The organism is Microbispora oryzae, assembly GCF_017896165.1.
GTDB lineage: Bacteria > Actinomycetota > Actinomycetes > Streptosporangiales > Streptosporangiaceae > Microbispora > Microbispora oryzae.
In genome coordinates this window covers 140,244-152,359 of record NZ_JAFCNB010000009.1, presented here as the reverse complement: position 1 = coordinate 152,359, position 12,116 = coordinate 140,244, and the positions used below count along the sequence as shown (strand labels likewise).

The 12,116-nt window shown below is 73.0% G+C and carries 9 protein-coding genes; 3 read left to right on the top strand and 6 right to left on the bottom strand.

What is annotated here, in order from left to right:
- The first annotated feature begins 168 nt into the window (after positions 1–168).
- Positions 169–1,212, top strand: a complete 1,044-nt coding sequence (locus JOL79_RS18195) for a hypothetical protein (RefSeq protein ID WP_210157026.1) — start codon at positions 169–171, stop codon at positions 1,210–1,212.
- Between the two features lie 128 nt (positions 1,213–1,340).
- Here the strand turns inward: JOL79_RS18195 and JOL79_RS18190 are convergent, their stop codons facing one another.
- The 4 genes from JOL79_RS18190 to JOL79_RS18175 all read right to left on the bottom strand — a co-directional run bounded on the left by JOL79_RS18190 (position 1,341) and on the right by JOL79_RS18175 (position 4,866).
- Positions 1,341–2,195, bottom strand: a complete 855-nt coding sequence (locus JOL79_RS18190) for an ABC transporter permease (RefSeq protein ID WP_210157025.1) — start codon at positions 2,193–2,195, stop codon at positions 1,341–1,343.
- A gap of 4 nt (positions 2,196–2,199) precedes the next feature.
- The gene (locus tag JOL79_RS18185; protein WP_210157024.1) at positions 2,200–3,174 is read right to left on the bottom strand and encodes an ABC transporter ATP-binding protein; all 975 of its coding nucleotides are present in this window, start codon (positions 3,172–3,174) and stop codon (positions 2,200–2,202) included.
- Positions 3,171–3,587 carry a PadR family transcriptional regulator gene (locus tag JOL79_RS18180; protein ID WP_210157023.1) on the bottom strand — a complete coding sequence of 139 codons (417 nt, stop codon included), beginning with the start codon at positions 3,585–3,587 and terminating at the stop codon, positions 3,171–3,173. Before JOL79_RS18180 ends, JOL79_RS18185 begins: the two co-directional genes overlap by 4 nt.
- A 142-nt stretch (positions 3,588–3,729) precedes the next feature.
- Positions 3,730–4,866, bottom strand: coding sequence for a magnesium and cobalt transport protein CorA (locus JOL79_RS18175; protein WP_307848592.1), 1,137 nt, complete (start codon positions 4,864–4,866; stop codon positions 3,730–3,732).
- A gap of 98 nt (positions 4,867–4,964) precedes the next feature.
- On the opposite strand from JOL79_RS18175, the gene JOL79_RS18170 reads away from it, so the two are divergent.
- The gene (locus JOL79_RS18170; protein ID WP_210157155.1) at positions 4,965–5,684 is read left to right on the top strand and encodes a M50 family metallopeptidase; all 720 of its coding nucleotides are present in this window, start codon (positions 4,965–4,967) and stop codon (positions 5,682–5,684) included.
- Between the two features lie 66 nt (positions 5,685–5,750).
- Here JOL79_RS18170 and JOL79_RS18165 read toward each other — a convergent pair whose 3' ends face one another.
- Together JOL79_RS18165 and JOL79_RS18160 are read right to left on the bottom strand one after the other, a co-directional pair.
- Positions 5,751–9,314 carry an AAA family ATPase gene (locus JOL79_RS18165; protein ID WP_210157022.1) on the bottom strand — a complete coding sequence of 1,188 codons (3,564 nt, stop codon included), beginning with the start codon at positions 9,312–9,314 and terminating at the stop codon, positions 5,751–5,753.
- 52 nt (positions 9,315–9,366) lie between these two features.
- Positions 9,367–10,482 carry an exonuclease SbcCD subunit D gene (locus JOL79_RS18160; RefSeq protein ID WP_210157021.1) on the bottom strand — a complete coding sequence of 372 codons (1,116 nt, stop codon included), beginning with the start codon at positions 10,480–10,482 and terminating at the stop codon, positions 9,367–9,369.
- A gap of 126 nt (positions 10,483–10,608) precedes the next feature.
- On the opposite strand from JOL79_RS18160, the gene JOL79_RS18155 reads away from it, so the two are divergent.
- Complete coding sequence (locus JOL79_RS18155) at positions 10,609–12,102, top strand: alpha/beta hydrolase family protein (protein WP_210157020.1); 1,494 nt, start codon at positions 10,609–10,611, stop codon at positions 12,100–12,102.
- Positions 12,103–12,116 lie beyond the last annotated feature (14 nt).

Genomic DNA, 12,116 nt, shown 5'->3' with positions numbered 1-12,116 from the left:
CATCTCCGTTCGGCCTCTCTTCCCGGGACCCTCCGAACCTATCCCTTTCGCTCCAGATAGGTGTCCTATGGGGACTTGCTACAACTTTCGCCGTCAATCGCCCGTCTACTGAGGAGAAACGACGTGGCACCCTCATGCCGCGTTCAACCAACGGGAGGTTCACCCGAGATGTTGAAACGCATCACCACAGCCGTGCTCGCGGCCGTCGTGGGGACGGCGACGCTGGTCGCCGGACCCGCGGCGCACGCGGACACGGCGCCGTCGATCTCCCACATCGACGTGAGTCCCAGCCCCGTGGTCGTGACCGGCTGGGCCGGGACCACCGCGACCTTCGCGTTCGTCACCACCAACCCCGCCCAGGTCTCCGCCTCGATCGCCCCCAGCGGCGGGTCCGCGAAGCCGCTCACGCTGGCGCCGCCCCAGGTCGGCATCCCCGAGAGCACCCGGTGGACGGCGACGGAGAAGTTCGGCAGGAGCGCGCCCGCGGGCGAGTGGACCCTGCGGATCAAGGCCGTGAACGGCTCCGCCGTCAAGGAGGAGTCGCGGACCTTCACGGTGCGGCAGGTCTGGGACACCGGCATCGCCGGCTTCGGCGCCTCCCCCGAGCCGGTCCGGCGCGGCGAGACGCTGTCGCTGTCCGGGCGGCTGCTCGCCGACGGTCTCCACGGCCGGCGTGGGCTCCCCGACCAGAAGGTGTACATCGAGTTCAAACCGGCAGGGGGCTCGCACTACACCCGGGTCGGCTACGACTACACCAACTGGCGGGGTGAGTTCTCCACCGGCGTCCGTGCCTGGAGCACGGGCTGGTGGCGGGCCGAGTTCGCCGGTTCCGACACCGCCGGCCCGTCGGTCAGCGACACCGACCAGGTGGACGTGGTCGCGCCGAGGCCGCGGCCCCGGCACTCGACCCGCTTCGTCTCCTTCGACGCGACCCCGGAACCGGTCAAGTACGGCAAGTACCTGAGCTTCCGCGGCGCGCTCCAGGTGTGGGACGCGGGCTGGGAGGGCTACGGCAACCGCAGGGTCACGCTGTGGTTCAAGGGGTCCGGCGGCCACTGGACGTACGTGAAGACCACGTGGACCAACAGCACCGGCAAGCTCTGGACCAAGACCAAGGCGGTCAGGTCCGGCAGCTGGAAGTTCGTGTTCGACGGCGACGGCCACGCCAAGGGGTCGTCGAGCAAGGCCGACTCGGTGCGCGTCAAGCGCTGACCGCCTGACGGTGACCGGCCCGGGGCGCCACGCCCCGGGCCGGTCGTCGTTCCTCAGCCCCGGTGCGGCCCAATCGGTGGGCCTCAGCCGGGTGCGGCTCAGTCGGTAACGGCCCAGTCGGGGAGACCTCAGTCGGTGCGGCGGAACTGGGCGACCGCGACGCCCAGCAGCACGGCCCCGACGACGGCCACGAGGCCGACCTCCAGCGCGACCGGCAGCCGGTTGCCGAACCAGCTGATGCCGGGGTTGAGCATCGCGTCGACCTGGGCGGGCACGGTCAGGTAGCCGAAGACGGCCTGCCGCATGGGGTCCACGGCGTACGTGAGCGGGTTGATCGTGGTCAGCACGTGCAGCCACGACGGCAGGTTGGCGAGCGGGAACATCGAGCCCGACAGGAAGATCATCGGCATGATGGCCATCTGCATGATGCCGAAGAAGGACTGCATGTTCTTCATCCGGGCGGCGATCGTCACGCCGAACGCCGTGATGGTGAACGCCGCGAGGAACATCTCCGCCAGCAGGGTGACGATCAGGACCGGCGAGTACGGCACGCCGACCAGCCCGGCGAGGGCCAGGATGACGACGCCCTGGCAGGTCGCCACGACGGCGCCGCCGAGACACTTGCCCACCACGATGGCTCCCCGGCTCACCGGGGCGACGAGCATCTCGCGCAGGAACCCGAACTCGCGGTCCCACACGATCGACCCGGCCGAGAACATGGCCGTGGTGATGACCGTCATCGAGATCATGCCGGGGTACATGAACGTGCGGAAGTCGATCCCGGGGATGGATCCGCGCACGAGCGTGCCGAGACCGGTGCCCATGACGAACAGCCAGAGCACCGGCTGGATGAGCATCGTGACCATGCGGGTGCGGTCGTTGACGAACCGGAGCAGCTCGCGGTGGAGCACGACCTTGACGGCGCGGACGTGATGTCCGCCCGTCGACCTGGGGACGGTCACCTGTACGACATCGGTGGCCATCGGATCACCTTCCCCGCGCCATGGCGCGCATCCACTGGTTGCCCGCCGAGCCCGACTCCGCGTCGCGGATGGTGGAGCCCGTGTAGGACATGAAGACGTCGTCGAGCGAGGGCCGCGACACGCTGACCGACTTGATCGGCATGCCGAGGTCGGCGAACAGCCGGGGGACGAACTCCTCGCCGGAGGCCACGGCGAACGTCACCTGTCCCTCGTGGACGGCCGCCTCGATGCCGAAACGGTCCTGGAGCGCCGCGATCGCCCGTTCGTCGTCGCCGGTCTGGATCTGCACCCGGTCCTTCCCGACGCTGGCCTTGAGCGCCTCGGGCGAGTCGACGACCACGATCTCGCCGTGATCGATGATCGCGATGCGGTCGCAGTACTCGGCCTCGTCCATGTAGTGCGTGGTCATGAAGATGGTGATGTCCTCCGTGTGGCGCAGCCGGGTGATGTAGCCCCAGATCGCCGCCCGGGTCTGCGGGTCGAGCCCGACCGTCGGCTCGTCGAGGAACAGCACCTTGGGCGAGTGGAGCAGGCCGCGGGCGATCTCCAGCCGGCGCTTCATGCCGCCGGAGAACGTCGAGACTCTGCTCTCCTTGCGGTCCCACAGACCGACCATCTCCAGGACCTGCCGGAGCCGGTCGGCCAGCACGGTCTTGGGCACGCCGTACAGCTCAGCGTGGAAGCGCAGGTTCTGCTCGGCGGTGAGGTAGCCGTCGAGTGTCGGGTCCTGGAAGACCAGCCCGATGTTGCGGCGCACGTCGTCGCGCTGGGTCACCACGTCGTGGCCGCCGACGGCCGCGGCGCCGCCCGTGGGGGTGACGAGCGTGCACAGCATGCTGATCGTGGTGGTCTTCCCCGCGCCGTTCGGCCCGAGAAAGCCGAACACCTCCCCCGGGGCCACCTCGAAGTCGACGCCCTTGACGGCCTCGACGTCTCCGTACGACTTCCGCAGTCCGCGCACGGACACCGCGGGGTTCATCCGTCCTCCGAAAGAATCATGAACATCGCCTGTCTCGTTTTCTTGAGGAGTCGCTTGGCCTGGACGACCTGGTCGTCGTCGGCCACCTGGAAGAGATGGAGGAACGCCTCGTTGAGCTGCCCCCACAGCAGGCGCAGCTCGTCCCGGTCCTGCGGGATGCAGCGGGCCACGTCGGCCCACGGCTCGGCCCGCTCGCCGGCGCGGCGTCGTCCCTCCTCCGTGAGCCGGTACGTGCGGCTGCCGCCGCCCTCCTCACCGGTCACCAGTCCCTCGTCCTCCATCTGCTGCAGGGCGGGGTAGACCGAGCCGGGGCTGGGGCGCCAGACGCCGCCGCTGCGGCGGCCTATCTCCTCGATCAACTGGTAGCCGTTGCGCGGCTCCTCCACGAGCAGCAGCAGGAGAGCGGTTCTCACCTCGCCCCGGCGTACGCGGGGCGACAAGGGGGACGGATAGTCGCGCATCGGTCACCATCCAACTATCGGGATACGCCAACGATATATCTAGATAGTTGGCAAAACAACCGGCATCTCGGGAAAGGCACCCACCCGGAACGGGTCAGAGCCAGTCGCGGCGCTTGAAGACGAAGTAGAGCGTCAGGCAGACGGCCCCCATGAGCAGTACGGCCATGGGATAACCCAGCACCCAGTGCAGCTCCGGCATGTGGTCGAAGTTCATCCCGTAGATCGTCCCGACCAGCGTGGGGGCGAACAGGATCGCCGCCCAGGCCGAGATCTTCTTGACCTCGTCGCCCTGCGCGATGCTCGCGCCGGTCAGCTTGGTCATCTCCTCGTTCTGCTGCTGGCTGACCAGGGTGGAGTTGACGATGAGGATGTCCTGCAGCATCTGGCGGAAGGCCGAGACCCGTTCGTTCACCGTGATCGCGTGGTCGGCCACGTCCCGCAGGTAGCGCTGGAGCTCCTCGTCGACGCCGTACTTGGGCGACGCCTCGATGAAGCCGTCGAGCATGGGCACGAGCGGGGCGGCGGCCCGCTGGAACTCGATGACCTCCCGGGACAGGGAGTAGATGCGGCGGGGGGCGGCCGGGTCGCCGCCGAACACCTGCACCTCGATCTCGTCGATGTCGTTCTGCAGGCCGGCGACGACGGGCGCGTAGCCGTCCACCACGGCGTCGAGGATCGCGTACAGCACGGCCTGCGGGCCCTGCCGCAGCAGGTCGGGATCCGACTCCATCCGGCGCCGCACCCTGGACAGGTCGGGGGCCTCGCTGTGCCGGACGGTCAGCACGAAGTCGGGCCCGACGAAGACGTGCAGCTCGCCGAACTCCACCTTCTCCGGCTTGTCGAGGTACTGCGCGGCCCGGAGCACCACGAACAACGTGCCGCCGTACCGGTCGGCCTTCGGCCGCTGGTGCGCCACGATCGCGTCCTCGATGGCCAGCTCGTGCAGGCCGAACGCCTCGGCCGCTCTGACCAGCTCGGAGTCCTCCGGCCGGTAGAGCCCGATCCAGGCCATCGCCCCGGGCCGGGACCGCAGGGCCGCGATCGCGTCCGTCAGGGACCCGGGAGAGTCCACCCGTTCGCCGTCGACGTAAACCGCGTTGTCGACGACGCTCTGCCTGGCCGGGATCTCGTCGCCCGCCCGGGGATCCATCGAATGTTCGGGAGCGGGCTCGGGCTTCGCCCGCAACAGCCCACCCATACCACGCAGTCCACGCATACGCCGCTCAGCCACAGATAGAAGGTAGTCGGCTTCGTAGCCCCACATCTCCGGCGGCACGACATGTCGGCGGCCCGTTCCAGGCCGTACGATTCGGCGCGGAGGTGACCCCCCTGAAAGACCTGTGGAACCAACTGACCGCGACCCAGGTCGCGCTCTCACCGTGGCTGGTCGCGCTGTCCGGCCTCGCCGCCCTCGCCGCGGTGGCGTACCGGCCGTCGTGGCACTTCTCCCGAGGACTGATCACGATCGCGCACGAGGGCGGCCACGCCCTCGCCGCCGTGCTCACCCGGCGCAAACTGCGCGGGATCAGGCTGCATTCGGACACCTCCGGCGTCACCCTCACCCGTGGACGGCCGACCGGACCCGGCATGGTCGCGACGGCGGCCGCGGGCTACGTCGCGCCATCCCTGGTCGGCCTTGGCTCCTCCTGGCTGGTCGCGGCCGGGTACATCACGCTGCTGCTGTGGGCCGTGCTCGTGCTGCTGGCCTGCATGCTTGTCATGATCAGAAACTTCTTCGGGGCGCTGACCCTGCTGGTCGTCGGCGGCGCGGTGTTCGCGCTGTCGTGGTGGGCTCCGGCCGGCGTGCAGTCCGCCATCGCCTGCGCGGCGGTGTGGTTCCTGCTGTTCGGCGGGGTGCGCCCGATTCTGGAGTTGCAGACCAAGCGCCGGCGGGGGCGGGCGCCCGACTCCGACGCCGACCAGCTGGCGCGGCTCACCCGCCTCCCCGGCACCTTCTGGGTGCTGCTGTTCCTGCTGGTGTCCGCCGCGTCCGTCGTGCTGGGCGGCTACCTGCTCGCCGCCCGCTGGCTCCCCGGCCACCTCACCTGAGGACCCGTACGGGGCCAAGAGCGGCCGGCGATGGGACTCTCAGCGCCGGGATTTCCAGCGCCGGCCTCAGCGCTGGGACAGCGACGACCCCGACCGGCCCTTGACGACCCGGAGCCGGGCGGGGATCCGCACCCGGAGCTCGGCCACATGGCTGACCACGCCGACCGCCCGGCCGCCCTCCCGGAGGCCGTCCAGGATGTCCAGCACGTCGTCGAGCGTCTCGTCGTCGAGCGTGCCGAACCCCTCGTCGACGAACAGCGTGCCGATCTCGGCGCCGCCCGCCTCCTGGGTGACGACGTCCGCCAGGCCGAGGGCCAGCGCGAGCGAGGCGATGAAGCTCTCCCCGCCGGACAGCGTGGCGGGGTCGCGGTCGACGCCCGTCCACGCGTCGAGGACGCGGAGGCCGAGCCCGCCGCCCGACCTGCCGCGGTCGCCCGCCGACCTGGCCAGGTCGTGCCGGAGCAGGTAGCGCCCGCCGGACATCCGGTCGAGCCGCTCGTTGGCCGCCTCCACGACCTGCCGCAGCCGCTCCCCGAGCACGAACGACGACAGCCGCATGTGCCACCGGTTGTCGGAGGAGGTCCCGCCGGTCAGCTCGGCCAGGCGACGGGCCAGCCGGTGACGTTCGTCGGCCGGCCGGTAGGCGCGCAGCGCCGCCTCCAGTTCGGCCGCGAGCCCGGTGAGCTGGCGGAGGCGGTCGCGCGCGCGGTCCCTGGCCGATATCCCCGCACCGTGCTCCCGCTCGGCCTCGGCGTGCTCCCGTTCCAGCGTGGCCAGATCGGGCGCCGGGGCGGCCGCCGCGGCGGTCAGCTCGGGATCGGCCAGCAGCGCCTCCACACTCGCCCGCTCCGCGTCGAGCTCCCGCAGCCGCCGGGCCATCTCCTCCCGGTCGGCGGCCGGCCGCGCCGCGGCCTCGGCGTCCTCCACCCCGGCGAAGCCCGCTTCGCGGGCGGCCCGCGCGGCCTGTCCGAGCGCCGCCTCCCGCTCCCCGTCGGCGACGGCGGCGGCCCGGACGGCCTCCGCCGCCTCCCTGACCAGGGTGGCCTCGTCCTCGAGCCGCTCGATGCGGGCGGCGAGGGTGGGATCGCTCCCCCTGGCGGCGTCGATCAGCGCCGACAGCCGGCCCTTGTCGGCGGCCAGGCCGTCGGCGTGGGCCCGGGCCGCCGCCAGGTCGAGCGCCACCTGCCGGGCCCGGCCGTCCGTCTCGTCGTGCTCCGCGGCCAGCCCGGCAACCTCGACGGCCAGCTCGTCCTCCCGGGCGGCCAGCGCCCGCGCCCGCTCCAGCCGCCGCTCCGCCGCCTCCACCGCGCTCTCCAGATCCGTGCCCTCCGGATCGGCGCCCTCCAGATCCGTGCCCGCCGGATCTGGGCTCCCCAGATCGGCGCTGCCCAGACCCATGCCACCCAGAGCCATGCCACCCCGACCCATGCCACCCAGGTTCGCGGGGTCCAGATCCGTGCTCTCCAGATCACCGGCCCCACCGCGAACGCCCGTGTCGAACAGGCCCTGGTCGAGGGTCGCCGCGACGCGGGCCCGCTCGGTCAGCACGGCCTCGCGGCGCGTGCGGGTCTCGGTGATGGCGGACGCCAGTTCCGCCGCGCGGTCGCGGGCCGCGTCGAGATCGGCCGCGAGCCGCTCCGCCAGCTCCGCCGCGACCGGTTCGCGCGCCGCGCTCTCACGCCGGTCCGCCAGCTCCGCCTCGGTCTCCGCCAGCGCGGCCGCGGCCTCCTCGGCCGTGCGGCCGGCGGCCCGCGCGGAGGCGGCCTCCAGCGCCGACGACAGCGCCGCGGCGGCGCTCTCCGCCTCCTCGCGGTCGCGCTGCGCGGCGTCGAACTCGTCCTGCGCGGCCTGCTCGTCGTCCGCTGTCGCCGCCCGGACGGCGGCGCGGGCCGGGGCCGGGTGATCGGTCGACCCGCACACCGCGCACGGCCCGCCCTCGACGAGCCCGGCCGCGAGCTCGGCGGCCATGCCCTCGATCCGGCGCAGCCGTACGTCCTGGAGCCGGTCGCGGAGGTCCTGGGCCCGGTCGACGGCGGCTCGCCGGGCCTGCGCCGCCGCCTCCAGCTCGGCGCGGAGCGCGTCTCGGAGCCGGGCGGCCTCCAGCCGCTCCCCGGCCAGGCCGCGGGCCGCCTCCAGCCCGGGAAGGCGGGCCGCGGCCTCGCGCGCCGCCCGTGCCTCGCCGTCGGCGGCGGCCAGCGCGGCCGGCAGCTCGGCCTGGGCCGCGAGCGCCTCCGCCTCGGCGGCGGCCAGCCGTTCGAGCTCCGCGTCGAGCAGCGCCGCCTGGCGGGTCGTCTCGCGCAGGCGCAGCGCCGCGTCGCGGGCGGCCGTGAGGCCGGGGACGGCGGCCGCGGCGACGCGGGCCCGCGACAGCCGGTTTTCCGCGTCGCCCCGCCGGGCGGGCAGCGTGGCGAGCCGTTCGGCCAGCAGCCGATCCTCGTCGGTGAGCGAGGCGAGCGTGCGTGCCGTGCGATCCAGCTCCTCCCGGACCTCGCGCAACCGCGACTCCTCCGGGAGGGCCTGCCGCACGCGGGTGATCTCGTCGCGGCGCTCCCGCTCCAGGGTGGCGAGCCGGTCCGCGCCGGGCGCGTCCTCGCCCGGGAGCGCGCGCGATACCGCGTCGGCGGCCAGCCGCCCCGCCTTGGCCGCGGCCTCGGCCCGCTGCCCCGCCTGGCGGAGCAGCGGCAGCACGCGGTCGGCGCGGGCGGCGTCGTCGAGCATGACCTCCAGGTCGGACCGCTCGTCGGCGGCGGCGTCGAGCTCGCGGCTGCGGGCGAGCGCGGCCGCGTGCCGGCCGCGCCGGTCGGCCAGCTCCTCACCGGCCCGCAGCCGGGCGCGGGCCGCGAGCAGGACGGTCTGGGCGGCCTCGCACCCGGCGACCGTCTCGTCGAGGACCGCCCGCGCCGACTCGGTCACCGCGCCCGACCAGGCCGCCGGGTCGGCGTCGTCCTCCGGGAGCGGCAGGCCGTCGCCCGCGGCTCCGCGCATCCGGTCGAGGACCGAGTCGACCCGGTGGGCCAGCTCCTGCCGTTCCCGCCCGGTGCGGGTGCGCAGATCGGCGAGCCACCCCTCGAGGTCGGTGAAGACCCGGACGGAGAACAGCCGTTCGAGCAGCTTGCGCCGGTCGTCGCCGTCCGCCCGGAGGAACTTGGCGAAGTCTCCCTGCGGCAGCATCGCCACCTGGCAGAACTGGTCGGCGTTCATGCCGAGCAGCTCGCCGATCAGGTGACCCGCCTCGTCGCTGCGGGTGCTGCGGGTGATCCACCGGTCGGTGAGCTCCTCGACCAGCGCCTTGGCCTTCTCCTCGACCAGGCCGTCTCCACGCAGCTTCGGGCGCATCCAGGCGGGAGAACGGGTGACGCGCAGCCGCCGCCCGCGGATCGTGGCCTCCAGGACGACGACGGGACCGCGATCGGGCGGGGCGTGGTCGCAGCGCAGCGCCCGGGCGCTGTCGCGCCGGCCGGGCACCCGGCCGTAAAGGGCGTAGCAGACCGCGTCGAGCACGGTCGTCTTACCGGCGCCGGTCTGCCCGTGGATGAGGAACAGCCCGGCCTCGCCGAGGGCGTCGAAGTTCACCTCCTCGGTGCCGGCGAAGGAGCCGAACGCGGTCAGCCGCAGCCGGTGCAGTCTCACCGGGCCTCCTCTCGCCCGTTCGCGGGGGACGCGGCCCGCCCGCGCCGCCCGCTCACGCGCTCTCCTTGACGCGGCAGGCCTCAACGGCCCGTTCGAGCAGGCGTCTCTCGTCGTCGTCCGCCGGCTCGCCGCGGACCTCCCGGACGAAGTCGAGCGCCACGTCGATCTCCGCCCGGCCCGCCATGTGCGCCCGGCGGGGGGCCGTATCGGAGCCGTTCTCGGGTTCGAAGACGAGGGCCAGGGTGTGCGGGAAGCGGGACCGCAGCCGTTCCATCGCCTCCCGCGGGCGGACCGGGTCGGTGAGCGTCACCTGCAGCCAGTGGTCCTCCGCGACGGCGTGCGCCGGGTCGGCGAGCAGGTCGGCGATCCGCCCGCGCAGCCGGCTCACCGGGCGCGGCACCGGCGCGGGGACGAACTCCGCCCGCGGCGCGCCGGGCCGCTGCGCGTCGAGGTCGACCAGCCACGTGCCCTTCCGGTGGGTGGCCTCGGAGAAGGAGTAGGCGATCGGGGACCCGCTGTAGCGGACCGTCTCGCTCATCGTCTGCCGCCCGTGCAGGTGCCCCAGCGCCACGTAGGCGGCCCCGTCGAACGCGTGGAGCGGCACGTGGGCGACGCCGCCGACGCTGATGTCGCGCTCGCTGTCGCTCGCCTCGCCGCCGGTGACGAAGGCGTGGGCCAGCACGACCTTGCGCGCGGCGGGGTGGGCCCTGATCCGGTCCATCGCGTACGTGATCGCGGCCGTGTGGCCGCGCTCGGCCAGCTCCCACGGGCCGCGCACCACCTCCGGCTCCAGGTAGGGGATGCCGAAGAACGCGACGTCTCCGACGATCACGGGCTCCCAGGCCCGGCCGGGGTCGGTGCGCAGATGGACCCGCTCCATCAGGTCGGCCCCGAACCCCAGCCGGACGGCGGAGTCGTGGTTGCCGCTGATCAGCACGGTGTGCGCGCCGAGGGCCTTGAGCCTGGCCAGCGCCTCGTTGCAGAGGGCCACCGCGTCGACGGGGGGCAGCGCCCTGTCGTAAACGTCACCGGACACCACCACGACGTCGGCCCGCTCGTCCCGCGCCGTCTCGATCAGGTGGTCGACGAACGCGGCCTGGGCGCCCAGCAGGCTCTCCCGGTGGAAGGACCGGCCGAGGTGCCAGTCGGAGGTGTGCAGCACACGCATGTCGCAGGAAGCTAACAGGTCCCTGTGACAAAAGTGGCCCCATTGTTCCCAATGGCCGCCCGCTCGGAGATCGGGTAATGACTTAGCCTGATTCCGGTAATACACAAGGCATGGGGGGACGGCCTCATGAACTTCGGCCGGAGCACGCTCGCCATGATCGCCGGCACGCTGATGGTGGTCCTGGCCGCGCTCGGCCACCTCATCTCGCCGCCCGCCTTCGACCCGCCGCCGCTCTCCGCGTCGCCCGAGTTCCGGTCGCTGCCCGCGCAGCCCTCCGCCGAGGTCCGGCCGGTCGCGGCCACCGCCCCGGTCGGGACGCAGACCGTGTCCGTGTCCGCGCGCGGTGAGACGCTCAGGGCCACGATCCGCTATCCCATGACTCCCGGCCGCCACCCGGCGATGGTCTTCGTGCAGGGCTCCGGCTCCGGCGACGGCGGGGAGTTCACGGTGCAGGCGGAGTGGCTGGCCAAGGCCGGCATCGTCACCCTGGCCTACGACAAGCGCACCGTCGGCTACTCCTTCCGCAGCCGCGACTTCACCCTGCTCGCCGACGACGCGGACCGGATGCTCCGCGTGCTGCGGGCACGGCCCGACGTCGACCCCGCCCGGGCCGGCCTGTGGGGGGTGAGCGAGGGCGGCTGGGTCGTGCCCGTCGCCGCCGCTCGTGATCCGGCCGCGAGCTTCGTCGTCCTCGTCTCCTCGCCCAACGTGTCGCCGCTGCGGCAGGTGGCGTGGGCGCTCAACGAGCAGTTGCTGCGGCTGCACGCCCCCGGCGGCGTACGCGACCTGCTGACCCGGGCGATGGGCGGCGTCGGCTTCGACTTCCTCCGCTACGACGGCGTTCCCGCGCTTCGCGGCGTCCACCAGCCCGTCCTCGCGCTGTACGGCACGATGGACCCGTCCATCCCGTTCGTGGAGAGCACCGAGACCCTGACCCGGTCGCTGGAGCAGGGCGGCAACACCGACTACACCATCCGGTACCTCGCCGGGGCGGACCACGCGATGCGGCTGAACGGCGGCCGGTACGCCCCCGGCTACCTGCCGACGCTGGCCAACTGGATCAACGGCCTGCCCGGTACGGCCAAGCCGTCACTGCCGATCGCCGGGGCGACCCCGGTGCAGCGGTTCGAGGCGGCCGACGTGCCCGCCGCGCCCTGGTGGGGGGACGGCACCTTCCTGTGGCTCACGCTCTGCCTTGCGGCGGTGGGATACGTCGCCGCGCCCGTCACCGAGATGGTGGTCCGGCTCCGCGGCCGTGACCTGCGGCTGCAGGCCAACGCCGAGCTGTGGGGGACGATCCGGCGGCGGCTGCGCCGGATGGCCTGGACCGGGCTGGGCGAACTCGCCGCGGTCTTGGCGTTCATCACGCTCATCGTGCTGTTCTCGGTGAACCAGGCGGGGGCGTGGCCGGCCGTCCAGGCCGGCTGGCTCGTGGTGCGCATCCTCGCGGTGGTGATGCTGGTGCAGGAGGTGGCCGCCGTCGCGGCCGTGCTCACCGGGCTCCACGAGGGCTGGCAGCCGAGCCGCTGGGAGAAGTCCGTCCTCACGGGCGTGCTCGGCGGCACCGGGCTGCTCCTGGTCACCGCGGCCTACTTCGGGCTGTTCGGCTTCCCCTGGTAACGGCCGGTCCGCAT